The organism is Nocardioides ultimimeridianus, assembly GCF_054777895.1.
On sequence record NZ_BAAHAB010000002.1, the window covers coordinates 190,356 to 207,357 of the forward strand.

Annotated in this window: 19 protein-coding genes; 11 read left to right on the forward strand and 8 right to left on the reverse strand. The window is 70.8% G+C overall.

Annotation, left to right across the window (positions count from 1 at the left end; all coding sequences use genetic code 11):
- The 4 genes from ACYU8V_RS00895 (at position 1) to ACYU8V_RS00910 (ending at position 3,690) form a co-directional block, all read left to right on the forward strand.
- The gene (locus tag ACYU8V_RS00895; RefSeq protein ID WP_460844542.1) at positions 1-1,659 is read left to right on the forward strand and encodes a TniQ family protein; all 1,659 of its coding nucleotides are present in this window, start codon (positions 1-3) and stop codon (positions 1,657-1,659) included.
- An 83-nt stretch (positions 1,660-1,742) separates the two neighbouring features.
- Positions 1,743-2,129, forward strand: a complete 387-nt coding sequence (locus tag ACYU8V_RS00900) for a hypothetical protein (RefSeq protein ID WP_460844543.1) — start codon at positions 1,743-1,745, stop codon at positions 2,127-2,129.
- Positions 2,110-2,721: an HAD domain-containing protein gene (locus ACYU8V_RS00905; protein ID WP_460844544.1), complete on the forward strand. Its 612-nt coding sequence runs from the start codon at positions 2,110-2,112 to the stop codon at positions 2,719-2,721. Before ACYU8V_RS00900 ends, ACYU8V_RS00905 begins: the two co-directional genes overlap by 20 nt.
- A gap of 150 nt (positions 2,722-2,871) precedes the next feature.
- A complete protein-coding gene (locus tag ACYU8V_RS00910; protein WP_460844545.1) occupies positions 2,872-3,690 on the forward strand; it encodes a hypothetical protein in 819 nt (272 codons plus the stop codon).
- On the opposite strand, the gene ACYU8V_RS00915 is transcribed toward ACYU8V_RS00910, so the two are convergent.
- Entirely contained in the window at positions 3,687-4,403 is a 717-nt protein-coding gene (locus tag ACYU8V_RS00915; RefSeq protein WP_460844546.1) for a DUF488 family protein, N3 subclade, read from the reverse strand. The two genes, ACYU8V_RS00910 and ACYU8V_RS00915, sit on opposite strands and share 4 nt — an antisense overlap.
- 143 nt (positions 4,404-4,546) lie before the next feature.
- Between ACYU8V_RS00915 and ACYU8V_RS00920 the strand changes: the two genes are divergently transcribed.
- From ACYU8V_RS00920 to ACYU8V_RS00930, 3 genes are all read left to right on the forward strand, one after another.
- Complete coding sequence (locus ACYU8V_RS00920) at positions 4,547-5,050, forward strand: hypothetical protein (protein ID WP_460844547.1); 504 nt, start codon at positions 4,547-4,549, stop codon at positions 5,048-5,050.
- Between the two features lie 19 nt (positions 5,051-5,069).
- Positions 5,070-5,963: a Kiwa anti-phage protein KwaB-like domain-containing protein gene (locus ACYU8V_RS00925; protein ID WP_460844548.1), complete on the forward strand. Its 894-nt coding sequence runs from the start codon at positions 5,070-5,072 to the stop codon at positions 5,961-5,963.
- A 215-nt stretch (positions 5,964-6,178) separates the two neighbouring features.
- Positions 6,179-7,012, forward strand: a complete 834-nt coding sequence (locus ACYU8V_RS00930) for a universal stress protein (RefSeq protein ID WP_460844549.1) — start codon at positions 6,179-6,181, stop codon at positions 7,010-7,012.
- On the opposite strand, the gene ACYU8V_RS00935 is transcribed toward ACYU8V_RS00930, so the two are convergent.
- The 5 genes from ACYU8V_RS00935 to ACYU8V_RS00955 form a co-directional block, all read right to left on the reverse strand.
- Positions 6,985-7,749: a class I SAM-dependent methyltransferase gene (locus ACYU8V_RS00935; protein ID WP_460844550.1), complete on the reverse strand. Its 765-nt coding sequence runs from the start codon at positions 7,747-7,749 to the stop codon at positions 6,985-6,987. The two genes, ACYU8V_RS00930 and ACYU8V_RS00935, sit on opposite strands and share 28 nt — an antisense overlap.
- Positions 7,727-8,632 carry a homocysteine S-methyltransferase gene (gene mmuM, locus ACYU8V_RS00940; protein ID WP_460844551.1) on the reverse strand — a complete coding sequence of 302 codons (906 nt, stop codon included), beginning with the start codon at positions 8,630-8,632 and terminating at the stop codon, positions 7,727-7,729. Before mmuM ends, ACYU8V_RS00935 begins: the two co-directional genes overlap by 23 nt.
- Before the next feature lie 48 nt (positions 8,633-8,680).
- Positions 8,681-9,901, reverse strand: coding sequence for an arylsulfotransferase family protein (locus ACYU8V_RS00945; RefSeq protein ID WP_460844552.1), 1,221 nt, complete (start codon positions 9,899-9,901; stop codon positions 8,681-8,683).
- Positions 9,902-9,988: 87 nt separating this feature from the next.
- Positions 9,989-10,681 carry a response regulator gene (locus tag ACYU8V_RS00950; protein ID WP_460844553.1) on the reverse strand — a complete coding sequence of 231 codons (693 nt, stop codon included), beginning with the start codon at positions 10,679-10,681 and terminating at the stop codon, positions 9,989-9,991.
- Complete coding sequence (locus ACYU8V_RS00955; RefSeq protein ID WP_460844554.1) at positions 10,678-12,273, reverse strand: sensor histidine kinase; 1,596 nt, start codon at positions 12,271-12,273, stop codon at positions 10,678-10,680. The genes ACYU8V_RS00950 and ACYU8V_RS00955 overlap by 4 nt, the downstream gene beginning before the upstream one ends.
- Before the next feature lie 133 nt (positions 12,274-12,406).
- Here ACYU8V_RS00955 and ACYU8V_RS00960 point away from each other — a divergent pair, with 133 nt between their 5' ends.
- Positions 12,407-13,741, forward strand: coding sequence for a cation:dicarboxylate symporter family transporter (locus ACYU8V_RS00960; protein WP_460844555.1), 1,335 nt, complete (start codon positions 12,407-12,409; stop codon positions 13,739-13,741).
- Between the two features lie 130 nt (positions 13,742-13,871).
- Positions 13,872-14,279, forward strand: a complete 408-nt coding sequence (locus ACYU8V_RS00965) for a hypothetical protein (RefSeq protein WP_460844556.1) — start codon at positions 13,872-13,874, stop codon at positions 14,277-14,279.
- On the opposite strand, the gene ACYU8V_RS00970 is transcribed toward ACYU8V_RS00965, so the two are convergent.
- Together ACYU8V_RS00970 and ACYU8V_RS00975 are read right to left on the reverse strand one after the other, a co-directional pair.
- On the reverse strand, positions 14,276-15,058 hold the full coding sequence (locus ACYU8V_RS00970) for an HAAS signaling domain-containing protein (protein ID WP_460844557.1): 783 nt from the start codon (positions 15,056-15,058) through the stop codon (positions 14,276-14,278). The two genes, ACYU8V_RS00965 and ACYU8V_RS00970, sit on opposite strands and share 4 nt — an antisense overlap.
- A complete protein-coding gene (locus tag ACYU8V_RS00975) occupies positions 15,055-15,378 on the reverse strand; it encodes a PadR family transcriptional regulator (protein WP_460844558.1) in 324 nt (107 codons plus the stop codon). The genes ACYU8V_RS00970 and ACYU8V_RS00975 overlap by 4 nt, the downstream gene beginning before the upstream one ends.
- Before the next feature lie 79 nt (positions 15,379-15,457).
- Between ACYU8V_RS00975 and ACYU8V_RS00980 the strand changes: the two genes are divergently transcribed.
- On the forward strand, positions 15,458-16,213 hold the full coding sequence (locus ACYU8V_RS00980; RefSeq protein WP_460844559.1) for an ABC transporter ATP-binding protein: 756 nt from the start codon (positions 15,458-15,460) through the stop codon (positions 16,211-16,213).
- Positions 16,213-17,001, forward strand: a complete 789-nt coding sequence (locus tag ACYU8V_RS00985; RefSeq protein WP_460844560.1) for an ABC transporter permease — start codon at positions 16,213-16,215, stop codon at positions 16,999-17,001. Before ACYU8V_RS00980 ends, ACYU8V_RS00985 begins: the two co-directional genes overlap by 1 nt.
- Position 17,002: the final 1 nt, after the last annotated feature.

Genomic DNA, 17,002 nt, shown 5'->3' on the forward strand with positions numbered 1-17,002 from the left:
GTGCGACGCCTGCCGGTTCGGATCTCACCCGAGCCGGGGGAGGCACTCGACGGCTTCCTGGAACGTCTCGCGGACATCAATGGTCTGACCCACCCTCAGCTCGTACGCCGTTGTGCTGGTGAGGAGACAGCAGCGTTCGCCGCCCTGCGACCTGCCGCGGTATTCGGCCGCCGTCTGCGGGTCTTCACCGAGCTGCCGCAGGACCGGCTGCATGAGATCACCCTCGGTGGGCTGGCCGGGATCGATCTCGACGGCCTCGACCCAGGTGAGCGCCGGACCTGGCGGGCGGTCGCTGCTCGCGGTTGGGCCCCGGCCCGCGGGACCGCCATCTGCCCGACCTGCCTGCGCGATGACGGCATCTGGCGCATCGCCTGGCGCCACCCCTGGATCACGACCTGCCTGCCCCACCAGTCCTGGCTCCTCGCCACCTGCCCCGAGTGTGGGCTGCGGTTCCGCTCACAGCGCACCCTGCTGCGCACCGTCGACACCCAGCCCGGGACGTGCGGCAACCCAGGCGGCCGGCGCGGCAGCTCCTGCTCGCAACCACTCGATGAGCTCAGCGCTGACACCCCTCCCCGGTCGGTGCTCGCCGCGGCCGAACGGATCTGGGCCGCAGTCCACGGCACCGACGTCGACGTCCTCGGCAGCCCATGCCCGGCGGCCGACTACCTTGCCGAGATCAAGGCGCTCACCGCTCTGCTGCTCCACCTCGCGACCCAGCCCGGGGGCGAGCAGCTCGCCGACTGGGCCGACGCCGCACGCGCTGACCGTGATCGCAGGGCCGGTGACCGCGGGGCGCGCTGGGGACTCGCCCCACCGGCTGACCTCCAACTCCGCGGCCAAGCCATCGCCACCGCGGACGCGATCCTGCGCAAGCGAGACCTGGATGAGGCCGCCGATGCGCTGCACCCCTGGACCGAGCTCACTCCGCCCACCAACGACGGCCAGCTCGGCTGGCTGGCCGACCGCACCGCCATGACCCCCACGCTGACCAGGCTCGTGATGGCCGCGACCGCCCAACGCCGCCGACTCGCCGCGCTGCTCACCGACCGGCCACCGATCGACGCGCGTCTCATCCCGCAGTGTCTGCCTGCGGACCTGTACGCCGAGCACCTCGACGGGCAGCTCGGGGTCAACGCCAGCACCGGCCGCGTCTTCGCCAGCCTCTGTCTGGCCAAGCTCGGCCGCCCCGAATGCACATGGCCTGACGCAGCCGCACTCCTCGGCCTGGACCGCGCGACGGGCCTGCACGCCGTACGCGCCTGCACCGGCGAGATTCTCTGCGGTCCCCTCACCTTCACCGACCACCTCACACAGGTTGCGGCGGCACTGGCCGAGCAGGGTGTCGACTACCGAGCCCGCGAGGGCGCAGTGCGCACCTTGGCCACGAAACGGCGCTGGTACGAGACGTGGGCACGGCACCACCGGCCCCGGGCCTTGCCGTCGAGCCGGCCGTACGCTGTCACCTACCTGTGGGTCATCCGCGCCGGCGGCACCCCACGATCCAGCCCTGGTTGGGCCCAGCCCCCGACCACGACCGAGATGGCGTACTACCGCCGCTACACGGTCAGCATGAGCACCAGCCCTGACGCGCGCGGCGCGCTCCTCGTCCTCGTCGAGTCCGCCGGCGGCTCGGAGCGCACCGAGGCATGGCCTTGAGACCGCCTCGACAGAACTGTCGGCCGCCGCTGATACCCAAGACCCAAGGAGCACCACGACCAGCGGCTGGAGAGGAGAACGCGATGGCCGATGACCCGACCAGATCCAGCGAGCCCGCGACCTTGACCGCGAGCATCGACGATGGGGCCACCGGCCTATGGCAGATCACCACCGCAACTGGGAGCGTCTACCTGCTCGACCTCGATCAGCGCCTTCTCACCCGGGTCCCCGAGCTACGTGCGATGCGCCGCGACCACGAGCCCCTCCACCTGCACCAGCTCATCGAGGCCCGCGTCGGGGCTAGCGGCCGCTTCCTCGTCCAGGTCCGAGACGACGGCATCGCCACCATCCGGCTGACCTCCGCCATCGTCGCCATCGATCAGCTCCCACCACCACCACCGGCGACGCGGTGTGGGACCAGTCGACGCCTCCAGCTTGATGGGACTGAAGATGAACGCCCAGCCCACTGAGCTGCAAGCCGCGACTGACCTGCCGCCGATCGCGGTGGTCCTGGACATCGACGGCGTGATCGCGCCGATCGGCGGCCCCACCGTCTGGGGCGATGACGTCACGCTCGGCGACCCGGAGCATGGCCTGGTGCTCTCACCAGCCATGTGCGCGGCAGTCGACAAGCTCGACGGCCTCGCGCACGCCGGCTGCTACTGGCTCACCGACTGGACCCAACGCATGCGCCGCGACCGCGACCTGCTGCCCGGCCGCGACTGGCCGGAGATCGCCGACTCACAATCCGGCCCCGCTCGGGCAGAGCAGTGGGCGGGCGAGTGGTGGAGTGCCCTGCCGTGGTGGAAGTGGTGGGTCGTCGACGAGTGGCTCAGCATCCACCCCGAGATCCAGAGACTCGTCTGGATCGATGACCACCTCCAGAGGCACCAAGCTCCCGCGCAAGCCGAGGCGAGCCTCGCCCGACGAGCGTGGACCATCGAGACCGCCCTCCGGGCCGGTGCCGGAGTCGACGCCCTACTCCTCGCCCCGGACAAGCACACTGGCCTAAGGCCCCTCGATCTCCAGATCGTCGGTGACTGCATCCTCGGCGTCCGGTGACCTGAGCGAGTTGATCGGACGGTGTCCCGGTACGCCCTGGGCGTACCGATCAGGTACGCCGGTGGCGTAGTACCGGGAGGCCACGCACGCCGCACCGGCGGGTTGTGTAGAACGACCAACGTTGTCGGTTGGTTTGCTTACCTTGCTGTCATGGCAATCTCCGAGCGTGCACGGGTCATGGTGACCGTCAAGGCGTACCCGCAGCTCAGCAAGAAGTCGGGCGAAGTCGTCTGCGTTGCCGGAGTACGCCTCGACCAGCCAGAACCCGAGTGGATCCGCCTCTATCCGGTCGCTTACCGCGACCTCGACGAGTATCAGCGGTTCAAGAAGTACGAAGTCATTGACGTCGAGGTCAGGCGCGGCAAGGACACCCGGCCCGAGAGCTTCATCCCGGCTCAAGGGAGCATCAACGTCGTGCGCTCCATCGGTCCCGGGTCGGATCAGCGGTGGACCGAGCGCCGTAAGCTGATGGGGAGCCTCGTGGGCCAGACCACGATGTGCAGATTGTTACGTCAGAACGAGCGGAGCGGACGCAAGGCGGCGCCGTCCCTGGGGCTGATCAAGCCTGATGTGTTGGACGTCGAGGTCGAGAAGAACCACGGCTTCGACGCCGACCGCCAGGCCCTCGCTGCACTCGCCGCTGACGCAACGTTCTTCACTGACGCCAAGAAGGAGCTCGAACCGAGCCCCTACGTCGTGAAGTACCGGTATCGCTGCCAGGAGCCTGGGTGTCAGACCCACACCCAGACTCTCATCGACTGGGAGGTCGGCGAGGCCGGTAGAAAGTGGCCGCGCCACTATCCGGAGGCTGAGATTCCCGGTCGCATTCGCGACAAGTTCCTCACCCAACTCTGTGGGGCAGATCGCGACACCCACTTCTTCGTCGGGAACACCCACCAGTGGCTTACGACGTTCCTAGTGCTGGGCGTCTTCTGGCCCAAGGCCGAACTCGACGCCCCGCTGTTCTAACTGGCAGGCAGGGCAACGACCGGCATCGGCGCTGCTCCGACCACCTCGTCGATGATCACCTTGCGGTGGCACATCTCTGGGTCGGACTCGAAGCACAGCACGGCCACCACTTCGTTGGCGGCCAAGCTCGCCAGGTCGTGTAGAGATGACTCGGCCTCGGGCGATTGGAGAGCTTCGCGGAAGACGCGTCGCCCCTCCTCTACGCGGCCATCCCAGAACGGCTGGCGGTTCTCTTTGGCGTTGCCCAGGCTCCGCATGTGTCGGTAGCCAATCCCCGCTGCAGCCAGCGCCTCCTGCAGCCGGGTCTTGGAGAAGCCCGCCTTCCGACTGATCGCGTTGAGGCGAACGTCAGCCACCGTGTGCACGCCCGCACGCACGAGTGCGGCGACAAAGTCGTCGATCGTGCGCCCCTCGTATCCGACGGAGACGATCCCGTGGGTCATGCGCTCTTCCTTCCGACGTGATTGACGGTGTTCGGCGTCCTTAACCAGTTCATCGATCGACACCGACAGCGCTCGACAGATAGCTGCAACCTTCAGCACGCCAGGGTCGCGGGTCTGTCCCTGCTCGACCTTCATCAAAGTGTTGGGTGACATGCCGGCCTTGACTGCGAGCGTCGCGCGGCTGATGCCAGCCGCGTTGCGTCGATCGGTGAGCGCCTCGCCGAGGCCATTGAGGCCCCTGGAGTTCTTTGCGGGCCGCCCTACACGCACGGCCTAAAGGGTAGCAGTAAATATTTACTATTTGAGTACGCATGCGCGAGCCGGCGGGCCGTGCCCCCGCGTGGAAACAGTGCGAAGTGGCCATCAGTGTCGGACCCCACTCCTACGCTGGGCCCTGATCGAGAGGAGGCACCATGCTGCAGCGACCGCTGTTGTTCTTCTCGTCGTATGCGCCGTTGTTCGGGATCCTCGCCATTCGCTTCGAACGCCCCGCACTCGTGTACGCATGCATCGCTCTGGCCGCAGCCGGAGTCGCTGCGTTGCTGGCAATCATCTGGGTGCACTCGGGGACCAACGGGCCGGAGATGATCATCGCTTCGGTGAACAACGCGGGCGGTGAAGCGGCGTCGTACCTCGCTGGGTACCTGCTGCCGTTCGTGACGGTCAGCCAGCCCGGCTGGCGGGACGTCTGCGCCTACGGTGCGTTCATCGTTGTCGCTGGGATTGTGCATTCGAGAACGAGCGCCATCCAGGTCAACCCACTCCTGTTCCTTCTTGGCTGGAGGATCCTTCAGGTCACCACCGACAGTGGCGCAACCGTCTTTCTGATCACCCGCAAGGCGCACTTCACCGGCGATACCGTGTGCACGTCGCGGCTCGGCGACGACGTCCGCGTCGAGCAGAACTGCCGAAGATAAGAGCCGGGTAGGGAGATACATGTCCGCCGACACAGTGACGCTTACTGGATCTGGTCAACTCGTAGTCGCCTGGTCGACTGGCGCCGACTACGGCGGAGCGCACCTGGCGGTGGGCGGCGACCTCGCTGCCCGACTACTCGAGTTCGCGCAGGTAGCCAGCGCCGATCTCTCTAGCGGCCACCCCTACGGCCCCGACGTCGACATGGAGGACAGCACGCACCTCGTCGCTGAGCGGGCCGACCTCCAGGACACGCTGCTGCTTCAGACGGTAGAACAGGGCGCGGACTTGCCGTTGGCGACTGAGAAGGACATCGCCGACCGCTCCCTGACCTGCTACGCGCTCGTCGTCGGCTCGGGCACATCGAAGGTGACGTTCATTCGAAAGCGGAGCCCTGTCGCTCTCGGCTCCAAGGCACTGGTCGGTCGTTTCCTCAGCGGCGAGGTCACCGAGGTGAGCGAGCCGCTCTTTGCGTTTGACAAGACCTTCGACCTGATCGTCACCAGCGACAAGGTCCTGATCCTCAACAAGAGCGGTTTCGATTCTCTGTTTCGTCACTCTGCGGTGGTCCTCGCGAAGACCCCCGACTGGGTCACCGAACTCGCCGCCCATCTGCCTCTCGCTCCCGGTAGCGATGTCCTTCTAAACGAAGCCCTGCAGCGCAACCAGTTCCATCGCAACAAGTTTCAAGCCATTCTCAAACGGCCGCACATCCGGAGCCTCACGCCGGCCGACGTCGAGGACGGCATGAGACGGCACGGACTCGACCCGGCGGTTCTCATGCCGGGCGGCCAACTTGTCTTCGACACCCCCGAGAACACCAAGCAGATCCTCAACCTTCTCAACGAAGACCTGTTCAAGGGCGAGTTCTCGGGCGATGAGTTCGCGGCTGGAAGCAAGCGCCGCATCAAGTGAACCGATTGGTCGCCATGAGTGTCGATTGCTTCGGTCCTGCTGCTCTACATTGACGAGGCTCGCCAGAACCAGGTGTTTCGTCAAAGTTCCTCGCGTCAGATCCGTCAATCTTCGCTGCATCTCGACAGCTGCTGCGATCCCCACAGGGCCAAGGTCTCCCGGGCGGGAGCACTTCGGCCCGTGCGGTGCCGACCGCCCGGCCGCACCCTCGAGGTATGACCAGGATCCAGCCAGGAAGCATCGTCGTCGCAGTCGACGGCTCGCCCGCCTCCGAGCGGGCGGTGCTGTGGGCCGCCGAGCAGGCACACCTCGAGCGGCGCCGGCTCGTCGTCGTCACCGCCGTACCTGAGGGCACGAGCGAGGCGAGCGAGGCGGCGGTGGAGCTGGCGCGCCACTGGCGCCCGGGCATCGAGGTGGCCGGGGCCACGATCGACGGCCCGCCGCGGGAGGTGCTGCACGAGCTCTCCTTGGCGGCACACCTCCTGGTCGTCGGGTCCCGCGGGCGTGGGCCTGTGGAGAGCGCGGTGCTCGGATCGGTGAGCGCGTCGGTCGCCCGGCACGCGGGCTGCCCCGTGGTGGTCTGCCGACCCGGCTCGGTCGGGCGCGTGCACCGCGGCATCCTGGTGGGTGCGGAGGCGACGCCGACGTGCGGCACCGTGCTCGAGTTCGCCTTCCACCAGGCGTCCCTGCGCGACGTACCGCTCACCATCGTCGGCGACGGGAACGACGCCGGGGCGGCTGCGGCCGCGCTGTCGATCGCCGAGGCGACAGCCGGGTTCGCCGAGCTCTTCCCCGAGGTCCGCGTCACGGTCGAGCCGGACAGCGTGTTCGCCGACGAGTGCGACGGCCCGAGCTCGTGGCGTTGGGACATGATCGTGGTCGGTCGTGCCGGCAGGGGGACGATCCGGCACAGCGCGACGCAGATGCTCGAACGCTCCCGCACCGTCGTCGCGGTCGTTCCGGAGACCTCGGACGACGAGCTCGTCCGCGGCTGCGACGCCACCGCGTCAGCGATTCGCGGCTACACCGCGGTCGCCACGACCGTGTAGTTCTCGGCGTCGAGGCTGAAGGTGCTCGTCTCCACGCGGAGGCCGACGCGCTGAAGGTCGGCCTCGAGCTCGTCGTACCGGTACGGCCAGCAGGACAGCAACTCCGAGCGGACGAGGACCGACCCGGCCGCACCGACCTGCGCGATCGCGATCTCGATGTGGTGCTCGTCCTCCCAGTGCGGTGCGATCTCCCAGCGGTAGACGACGACGGCGTCGCGACCGTTCCGGCGGACGAGGCGGTCGCCGATGTCGAGCCGGGAGCCCCTGGATCGCACGAGCTCCCAGGTGCGGGAGGTGAGCACCAGGTGCCCGCCGGGGCGAAGGAGTCGTGACATCGACGCCAGCGCGGCGAGTCTTCCGCTCGCGCCCGCGGCGTGGTGCAGCGAGTTGCCGACGCAGAAGACCATGTCGAAGCTGGCGTCCTCGAAGTGGTCGGGCAGCGCCTGCCAGTCGGCCTGGAGGGTCCGGACAGCTGCCCCGTGCTCCGCGGCCAGCTCCGCCGTACGACGCACCATCGCCGCACTGGCGTCGGTCGCGACGACCTGCAGGCCACGACCGGCGAGGCCGACGGCCAGCTGACCGGTGCCGCACGAGCAGTCGAGGATCCGAGCATCCCGAGGCGCGAGACCCAGGACGTCGTCGAACGACGCGGCGAAGTCGGCCGGGGTCAGCTTCGCGTCCGAGATGAGCCACTCGTACACCTCGGCGAGCGCGTCATAGCTCGTCAGCGGGCTCACCCCCGAACCGCTCGGCGAGCAGGGCGATGTCCTCCGGCCCGGTGCCGCAGCAGCCGCCGACGTAGCGGGCGCCGGCGGCGATCCAGGGCGCCACGAGGTCGGGATCGAGGGGGGCGCCGTACGCCCAGGTCTTGGTGACGCTGTCCCAGCTGCCCCCGCGGTTCGGGTAGGTGATCGCCGGGAGTCCGGTGGTCCGCGTGGCGCTCTGGACGGCCGCCAGGACGTCCTCCTGCGCCGAGCAGTTGACCCCGGCCGCGATGATCGAGGAGCTTCCGGCGAGGACGCCGTACGCCTCGTCCAGCCCCTGCCCGGCACAGGTCCGGGTCCCGCTGACCGAGTAGCAGAACCAGGCGGGTACGCCGAGGTCGTCCAGCAGCTCGACCAGGACCTCGGCCTCGACGGCGTCCGGGATCGTCTCGACCGCGAGCAGGTCGGGCTCGGTCCCGGCGAGCAGCTCGAGCCGGGAGGCGTGGAACTCCCGCAGCCGCGACCGCGGCACCCCGTAGTTGCCGCGGTACTCCGACCCGTCGGCCAGGAACGCGCCGTACGGCCCGACCGAGGCCGCGACCAGCAGCCCGGGCCGGGTGTCGGCGACCTCGTCGCGGGCCTCCCGCGCGAGAGCCACGCTCCTGAGGATCAGCTGCCGGGCCGTCGCCTCGTCGTACCCGGCGGCGACGAGGCCCTCGATGCTCGCCTGGTACGTCGAGGTGGTCGCGACCTGCGCGCCGGCGGCGTAGAACGCCCGGTGCGCCTCGACGATCCGGGCCGGCTCCTCGCCCAGCAGCCGGGCGGTCCACAGGCCGCCGCTGAGATCCGCACCCCGTTGCTCGAGGGCGGTCGAGAGGCCGCCGTCGAGCACCACCACCGTTGAGGAATCGACCACGCGCCCATCCTGTCAGCCCGGTGGATCGGCGCTGGTCGATCCGTGCGCTCAGTCCGCGGTCGGGTGCCAGGGCAGCCGGTACGCGCGGTAGCTGACGTAGCCGGTCGGGTACGACGCGTCGAAGACCACGTCGCCGGAGGGGCTGAACTCGGAGAGGTGGTTCAGCGAGCCCCAACCGGTGAAGACGTCGCCGTTGTCGAGCACCTGGGCATTGCCCTGCGAGGACGCGAGCGAGGTGGTGGGCTCGTCGTACTCCCTCACCAGGGTCGCGGTGTGGCGGCGCGTGTCGAGCCGGACCGTGGTGACGCGGCTGCTGGGGTACTCGCTCGAGGCGTTCTGACCGGTGTTCGCGGTGCCCGCCGACTCGTTGTCGAAGACGGTGACCACGCCGTTGCCGTGGTCCTCGGCGTCGTGCTGCCACGCGAAGATTTCGCCCGCGTCGTTGAGCCGGGTGCCGTCGGCGGCGCGGAGCGTGAAGGAGCTGTTCTTGCCACCGAGCCTCCAGTCGATCGCACCGGTACGCCGGTCGACGTCGTACGCCGTCCAGGTGTTGCGGGCGTCGATGAGCAGGTTGCCGGTGCTGTCGACCTTGACCGCGTTCACGTGGAACCAGTCCCACGGGGTGCTCGCGCTCGCCGGCAGTGGCTGGTGGCTCTCGGAGAACGGGACGTGGTCGGCGCTGTTCCACTCGAGGAGGACCTTGCCGGTGCGGATGTCGATCTCCTGGACGACGCCGTTGATCACGGCCTGGTCGGCGGGGCCACCGATCGAGGTGAGGTCCGCCGTCGACCGCGTGTACGCCAGGACCAGCGCGGTGTTGCGACGGGTGATGAGGAACTCGTGGCCGTCGGCGCTCAGCCCGTTGCCCGCGTGGACCTCGGCGATCTTCCGGTAGTGGTCGTCGTAGATATAGTCGGTGCCGGTGGCCAGGCCGCCGAGGCCCGTGCCCTGCCAGAAGGTGAGGACCGGGCGGCCGCGGTAGGTCTGGGTGCGGAAGTCGGCGATCGTCGTACCGGGGTCGGCGGGGTGGGACCAGACGACGCTGCTGCCGTCGGGGCTGAGGATCTCGGCGGCGTTGGCGTAGCCCGAGCCGCCGAAGGAGTACGGCGCCACGAAGATGTCGCCGCCCGCGTGGGCGCCCAGGCGGTCGGTGGTGACGGTCACCGGCGGCGCGGTCGGGGTGGCGGAGGCGGGGACGGCGACGGCGAGCGCCGCGACGGCAGCGGTGGCGAGGGTGGCCAGTCGGCCGATCCGCGGGGTGGTGGGCATGGAGGTCTCCTCGAGAAGCATCAATGTCTAGTGACTTACTAGACTAGAAGGACGCTAGCAGAAGGGCTGAGGCCGTCGCCGTTGCGCTCAGCGTTGCTGCAGGCGGTACTCCACCTCCGGGCGCCCGGACCCGTAGCGGTGGCCGCGGGTGAGCTCGCCGCTGTCCGCGAGGTGCTCGAGGTAGCGGCGCGCGGTGACCCGTGAGGTGCCGGTGCGGGCCGCGATCTCCGAGGCCGACAGGCCACTCCCGCCCGCCTCGCGCAGGGCCGCCAGCACGGCGCTGAGGGTCTCGGCGCTCATGCCCTTCGGGAGCGTGACGCCCGGGCGGTGCAGGGCGTCGAACATCGCGTCGATCTCGTCCTGGACGACCGACTGCGCCGACTCGGCGAGCTGGGCACGGTAGGCGGCGTACTGCTCGAGCTTGGCCTTGAAGCCGGCGTAGGTGAACGGCTTGAGGAGGTAGTTGGCGACGCCCTGGGTGGCCGCGCGGCGTACGACGTCCTTGTCGCGCGCGGAGGTGACCGCGATGACGTCGGCGAGCACGCCCTCGGCCCGCAGCCGCTGCAGCAGGGCCAGGCCGTGGCCGTCGGGCAGGTGCAGGTCGAGCAGCAGCAGGTCGACGGGCTCGCGCCGGAGGAGTCGTACGGCGTCCGCCGCGCTGTGCGCGACACCGACCAGCTCGAAGCGCTCCAGCCGCTGGACGTACGCCGCATGCGCCTCGGCCGCGATCACCTCGTCCTCGACCACGAGGACCCGGATCGGTGGCAGCGGCGCGCTCATCGCGACTCCGCCAGCGTGACCCGGAAGCGCGCGCCGCCGAGGTCGCCGCGCTCGATCGTGACGGTGCCGCCGTGGCTGCGCGCGACCCCGGCGACCAGGGCCAGCCCCAGCCCGTGGCCGGCCTCCGCCTTCGTCGACCAGCCGCGGGTCAGGGCGTGCTCGGCCTGCTCGGGGGTGAGGCCCGGGCCGCTGTCGTCGACCTCGATGACCGCGCCGCGCTCGGCGGCGAAGCGCACCCGCACCTGCCGCTGCAAGGAGGAGGCCACCGCCTCGAAGGCGTTGTCGACCAGGTTGCCGACGACGGTGACGAGGTCACGGCCGGCGATGCCGTCGAGCTCGGGCAGCTCGCCCTCGATGGTCAGCTCGATCCCGCGCTCGGCCGCCTCCGCGCTCTTGCCGACCAGCAGGGCGGTGAGCGCGGGATCGCCGGCCGCGGCGACCAGCCGCTCGGTGAGCGACTGGCTGAGCGCGAGCTCGGCCGTGGCGAAGTCGAGGGCGTCGGCAGGACGGCCCAGCTCGATCAGCGACACGACGGTGTGCAGCCGGTTGGCCGCCTCGTGGTTGAGCGCGTGCAGCGAGTCGGTCAGCCCGCGGACCAGCTCCAGCTCGCCGGTCGCGGCCCGCAGCTCGGTCTGGTCGCGCAGCGTCACGACGGCGCCGACCTCGTGGCCCTCCCAGGTCGCCGGCGAGGAGCTGACCAGGACGAGTCGCTCTCCGGCGGCGTACAGATGGTCGCTGCTGGCGGTGGTGCCGAGCACCGTGGACACCAGCCCGGGCGCGAGGCCCAGGTCGTCGAACGGCCGCCCGACGACGTCCTCGGGCAGGTCCAGCAGCCGGCGGGCCTCGTCGTTGGTCAGCTGCACCCGGCCGGCGTCGTCGAGCAGCACCAGTCCCTCGCGCATCGCGCCGAGGACGGCGGAGTAGAACTCGTACATCCGGCCCAGCTCGTGGGCGCCGAGGCCGTGGGTCTGGCGGCGTACCCGTCGCGACACCAGCCAGGTGCCGAGCAGCCCGAGCAGCAGCACGGCGGCCGCGGCGGCCACGATCGCGGCGAGGGTGTGGGCCACCCGTCGGTCGATGGCCGAGACCGTGATCCCGACCGCCACCATCGCGACGACCCGGCCCTGCCGGTCGCGGATGGGCGCGACCGCGCGGACCGACGGGCCGAGGGTGCCGGCGTACTCCTCGGTGAAGACGTGGCCCTGCGGGGCGTCGCCGACGTCGCCGATGAACGGCTTGCCGATCTGCGCGGGGTCGGGGTGGCTGTAGCGGATCCGGCGCATCGACATCACGGTCACGAAGTCGACGCCGCTCGCGTGCCGCACGGCCTCGGCCAGCGGCTGCACCTCGCGGCTGGGATCGCGCGTCCCCACGGCCGCGACCAGGTCCGGCGAGGACGCGAAGGTGGTCGCCACGCCGGTCACCTCGTGGGTCGCGTCCGCGCGGGCGTCGTGGCGTGCGTCGTACGCCGCCAGGGCGATCGCCGCCGCACCCAGCAGCAGCACGACCACGACCTGCAGCACCAGCATCTGGCGGGCCAGGGACGGTTCGCCCCTGCGCTGCAGGCGACGGGTCGAGGAGCCGCGGGCCATGTCCGGATTGTTCCACCGCCCGCGTCCGGCGCCGCGAACACAACGAACACAAGAGTGACGGCGCTCACATCGGGACCGAGGGTGGTGCTCCGAGGGCGCCGGCACGGTGCCGGCCCGCTGTGAAGGAGGACCCGTGAGCACCGCAGCTCCCAGGAACCGCACCAGGTATCTCTACCCGGCCGTGCTGGCCGCCGTCGCGCTCGGCATCCTCGTCGGCCTGGTGGCACCGGACTTCGCCGTCCAGCTCGCCCCGCTGGGCAAGGGCTTCGTGGCGCTGATCAAGATGATGATCCAGCCGGTCATCTTCTGCACGATCGTGCTCGGCGTCGGGTCGGTCTCGAGCGCCGCGAAGGTCGGCAAGGTCGGCGGCCTCGCGCTCGCCTACTTCACCGCCATGTCCACCGTGGCCCTCGGCATCGGCCTCGTGGTCGGCAACCTGCTGCACCCCGGCGACGGGCTGCGCATCACCGGCGCGATCGCCGGCGCGGGTCAGGCCCAGGTGACGCCCGGGGAGGGCGGCACGGCCGACTTCCTGCTCGGCATCATCCCCACCTCGGTGCTCTCCGCGCTCACCTCGGGCGAGGTGCTGCAGACCCTGCTCATCGCGCTGCTCGTCGGCTTCGCCGTCCAGGGTCTCGGCTCCGCCGGTACGCCGGTGGTGACTGCGGTCGGCCACGTGCAGAAGCTGGTCTTCCGGATCCTGGCGATGATCATGTGGGCCGCGCCCATCGGTGCGTTCGGCGCGATGGCCTCGGTCGTCGGCAGCACCGGCGTCGATGCGCTGAAGAGCCTCGCGGTGCTGATGGTCGGCTTCTACCTGACCTGCGCGCTGTTCGTGTTCGGCGTCCTCGGAGCGCTGCTGTGGCTGACCACGCGGATCAACGTGCTGCGGCTGCTGGCCTACCTGGGCAAGGAGTTCCTGCTCATCCTGTCGACCTCCTCCTCGGAGTCGGCACTGCCGCGGCTGATGGCCAAGATGGAGCACGCCGGGGTGGACCGCGCGACGGTCGGGGTCGTCGTACCGACCGGGTACTCCTTCAACCTCGACGGCACCGCGATCTACCTGACCATGGCCTCGCTGTTCATCGCCGAGGCGATGGGCGAGCCGCTCTCGCTGGGCGCCCAGGTCTCGCTGCTGCTGTTCATGATGATCGCCTCCAAGGGTGCGGCGGGCGTGACCGGAGCTGGCATGGCGACGCTGGCGGGCGGCCTCAGCTCGCACCGCCCCGAGCTCGTGGACGGGGTCGGCCTGATCGTCGGCATCGACCGGTTCATGTCCGAGGCCCGGGCGCTCACGAACTTCGCGGGCAACGCGATCGCGACGGTGCTGGTCGGGCAGTGGACCGGCAGCCTGGACCGGGCCCGGCTGGACCGGGTGCTCGCGGGCGCCGAGCCGTACGCCGAGGTCGCCGAGGACCTCCCGGCCGCGCCGGAGCCGGTGGCGGCGCCGGTCCCCGTGCCGGCCTGAGCGGCGCCGGGGCCCTTCCAGTAACGACCGTCACAGGTCGTCACCGCAGGTCTGTAGCCCTCTGAGCACAAGCGGCAGCGGCGTGGCCGCGAGGGTTGCCGAGCGGCGGGCCACCCGTCAGGGTGTCGGGATGACTCTCGGCACCCTGACGTGGATGATCACCGCGGTGGCGGCCGTCGTCGTGCTGCTGACCCACCTGCGGCTCGCGTCGAGCGGGCCGCAGGCCGGTGTCGTGGAGACGCCGCGGGTGCTGCTGCACCTGCACACGGTCGTGGGGGTCCTCGCGATCGCGGGGTGGGGGCTCTACCTGCAGGGCGGCAGCCGAGAGGTCGGCGGTCTGGTGATGGTGCTGTGGTGGATCCTCACCGTCGTCGGCCTGCTGATCCTGGCCCGCTGGCTCCCGGCGCGCGGCCGGCACTCGTCGCCGGCCCACGACGACGACTGGGCGCACGGGCCGGGACTGTCGATCCTCGGGCACCTGGGGATGCTGGCGGGGGTCTCCTACTTCACCTGGTTCTACCTGGCCGACCGGCTCTAGCGGCGCCGGACCCCGAGCGCCGGTCCGAGGACGAGGAGCCCGGCGAGGGCGGCCGCCATCTCGACCGCGCCGGCCGTCGCCGAGGACGCGATGCTGCCGTGGTCCAGGTGGTCCCAGGTCGTCGCGGCGGCCCCGGCCAGGAGGGCCGTCGCGACCAGCAACGGGGCCGGCACGCGGATCGCCGGTGCCGGAGCCGCACCCCGGGTGAGCCGGCGGGTGCGCAGCGCGAGCGCCACCGCGACCAGTGCGACCACCGGGCCGGCCAGCAGTTCCGCGGCCGGGGCCCGGCCCGGAACGGCGGCACCGGCCGCGAGCATCGTGAGCAGCGCCAGGGCGAGGGCGGCGAGGTGGCACCGGCGCAGCCGGGCGGCGTACGACGACGTGGCCGGCGCCCGCCGCCCCGCGATCGTCGTCAGCAGGGCAAGGCCTGCCGTGGCGGCGGAGCCCTGCGCGGCGAGGAAGAAGACGGCCGCCCACACCGGGACGCCGGAGACCCCCGGGTCGGCGCTGTGGATGAGCACCAGCGTGGACGCACCGATGGCGGTCACGCCGAGGAGCGTGGCCGGGGTCGCGACCCGTGCGCGGCGTACGGCGACCTCCGCGTCGAACGCGGCCGCGAGCTCCGCGGCGGGGCCGAACCGCGCCGCCGCGCCCTCCTCGCCATGCACGAGAGCCGACTCCTCCAGGTGGTCGCGGCACTCGGCGAGGACCCGGCGTCGCGCGCGACCACGGACGCGCAGCGCCGCGGACAGCTCCCTGAGGTAGGCGTCCACGCTCATGCCAGGCCTCCCATCACCCGGTCGACGGCGGTCGCGAACCGCCGCCAGTCGCGCGACGCCGAGCCCACCCGTCGCCGGCCCGCGGCGGTCAGGTCGTAGACGCGGCGTCGCCGGCCCTCGGCCACCGCCCACGAGCTGGTCACGAGGCCGCCGCGCTCGAGGCGCTGCAGCGCCGGGTAGAGCGAGCCCTCCGGCACGGAGAGGTCGCCCCCGCTCCGCGCGACGAGGCGCTGCCCGAGCGCGTAGCCGTGCGCCGGCCCCTCGACGAGCACCGCCAGCAGCAGGCCCTCGAGGTGGCCGCGGATGAAGTCCGTCGTCATCCCGCCACGATACATCGACGATCTAGGTATAGGAACAGGCTTGACCTTGACGCAGCGTCAACCCCCGACGCTTGCGGACATGACCACTCCAGCCCTCCGGATCACCGGACTCCACAAGGCCTACGGCCCGACGACCGTCCTCGACGGTCTCGACCTGACCGTCCCCGCCGGCACCGTCTACGCCCTGCTCGGGCCGAACGGCTCCGGCAAGACCACCACCGTCAACATCTGCTCCACGCTGCTCGCCGCCGACGCGGGGGAGGTGCAGGTCGCCGGCGCCGACGTACGCCGCCAGGCCGACCAGGTACGCCGCCGGATCGGCGTCACCGGGCAGTTCTCGGCCATCGACGAGCTGCTCACCGGCCGGGAGAACCTGCGGCTGATGGCCGACCTCGCCCACCTGCCGCGCACGGAGGCGCGCGCCCGTGCCGAGGAGCTGCTCGCGCGGTTCGGGCTGGTCGACGCGGGCGACCGGCGCGCGGCGACGTACTCCGGCGGGATGAAGCGGCGCCTCGACCTGGCCATGACGCTGGTGAGCCGGCCGCGGCTGATCTTCCTCGACGAGCCGACCACCGGGTTGGACCCGCGCAGCCGGCGCGACCTGTGGGAGGTCGTCCGCGAGCTGCTGGCCGACGGCGTGACCATCTTCCTGACCACCCAGTACCTCGAGGAGGCCGACCAGCTCGCGCACACCGTGGGGGTACTGCACGGCGGCCGGCTCGTCGCCGAGGGCACGCCCGCCGAGCTCAAGGCACAGGCGGGACGCGACACCCTCGACGAGGTCTTCCTCGCGCTGACCGAGCTCGACGCGACCGCCGAGAAGGAGGCCGTGTGATGTCCACCGTCACCTACGCCGTGCGCGACTCGCGCACCATGCTCCACCGCAACCTGCTGCACATGCTCCGCTATCCGTCGCTGACGATCATGCTCATCGCCCAGCCGGTGCTGTTCCTGCTGCTCTTCGTCTACGTCTTCGGCGGCACCATGGGAGCCGGGCTGCCGGGTGGCGGTGGCCGCAGCGCCTACCTGGCCTACGTGTCGCCGGCCATCCTCATCATCACCGTCTCGTCGGTCGCGTTGAGCATCGCCATCTACGCGGCCAAGGACGCCACCGAGGGCATCATCGACCGGTTCAAGACCCTGCCGATCGCGCGGTCGTCGGTCCTCACCGGGTTGGTGCTCGCCGCCCTCGTGCAGACCGCGATCGCCGTCGGTGCCGTGCTCGCGCTCGCGCTGGCGCTCGGCTTCCGGCCGCACGCCGGAGTGACCGGCTGGGTCGGTGCCCTCGGCGTCCTGACCCTGCTGGCCATCGCGCTCACCTGGCTCTGCGTGGCCCTCGGCCTCGCGGCAGGCAGCGTGGAGACGGCCAGCAACACCCCGATGTTCCTCATGCTGCTCCCGTTCCTGTCCAGTGCGTTCGTGCCGACCGACTCGATGGCGCCCGGCCTGGCCTGGGTCGCGCGGCACCAGCCGTTCACGCCGGTGATCGAGACGCTGCGGGCCTACCTGGCCGGGCGCGACCCGGGCAGCGACCTCGCGTGGACGATCGGGTGGTGTGTGCTGGTCACGGCGCTGAGCTCCGCGTGGGCGCTGCGGCTCTTCACCCGCCCTGCGGCACGCTGAT

Bases quoted from the DNA above. Each gene is read 5' to 3' on its own strand.
- ACYU8V_RS00980 (WP_460844559.1), top strand. From the start codon at position 15,458: ATGACCACTCCAGCCCTCCGGATCACCGGACTCCACAAGGCCTACGGC.
- ACYU8V_RS00920 (WP_460844547.1), top strand. From the start codon at position 4,547: ATGCTGCAGCGACCGCTGTTGTTCTTCTCGTCGTATGCGCCGTTGTTC.
- ACYU8V_RS00900 (WP_460844543.1), top strand. From the start codon at position 1,743: ATGGCCGATGACCCGACCAGATCCAGCGAGCCCGCGACCTTGACCGCG.
- ACYU8V_RS00945 (WP_460844552.1), bottom strand. From the start codon at position 9,901: ATGCCCACCACCCCGCGGATCGGCCGACTGGCCACCCTCGCCACCGCT.
- ACYU8V_RS00975 (WP_460844558.1), bottom strand. From the start codon at position 15,378: ATGACGACGGACTTCATCCGCGGCCACCTCGAGGGCCTGCTGCTGGCG.
- ACYU8V_RS00985 (WP_460844560.1), top strand. From the start codon at position 16,213: ATGTCCACCGTCACCTACGCCGTGCGCGACTCGCGCACCATGCTCCAC.
- ACYU8V_RS00955 (WP_460844554.1), bottom strand. From the start codon at position 12,273: ATGGCCCGCGGCTCCTCGACCCGTCGCCTGCAGCGCAGGGGCGAACCG.
- ACYU8V_RS00965 (WP_460844556.1), top strand. From the start codon at position 13,872: ATGACTCTCGGCACCCTGACGTGGATGATCACCGCGGTGGCGGCCGTC.
- ACYU8V_RS00925 (WP_460844548.1), top strand. From the start codon at position 5,070: ATGTCCGCCGACACAGTGACGCTTACTGGATCTGGTCAACTCGTAGTC.
- ACYU8V_RS00910 (WP_460844545.1), top strand. From the start codon at position 2,872: ATGGCAATCTCCGAGCGTGCACGGGTCATGGTGACCGTCAAGGCGTAC.
- ACYU8V_RS00930 (WP_460844549.1), top strand. From the start codon at position 6,179: ATGACCAGGATCCAGCCAGGAAGCATCGTCGTCGCAGTCGACGGCTCG.
- ACYU8V_RS00905 (WP_460844544.1), top strand. From the start codon at position 2,110: ATGAACGCCCAGCCCACTGAGCTGCAAGCCGCGACTGACCTGCCGCCG.
- ACYU8V_RS00950 (WP_460844553.1), bottom strand. From the start codon at position 10,681: ATGAGCGCGCCGCTGCCACCGATCCGGGTCCTCGTGGTCGAGGACGAG.
- ACYU8V_RS00970 (WP_460844557.1), bottom strand. From the start codon at position 15,058: ATGAGCGTGGACGCCTACCTCAGGGAGCTGTCCGCGGCGCTGCGCGTC.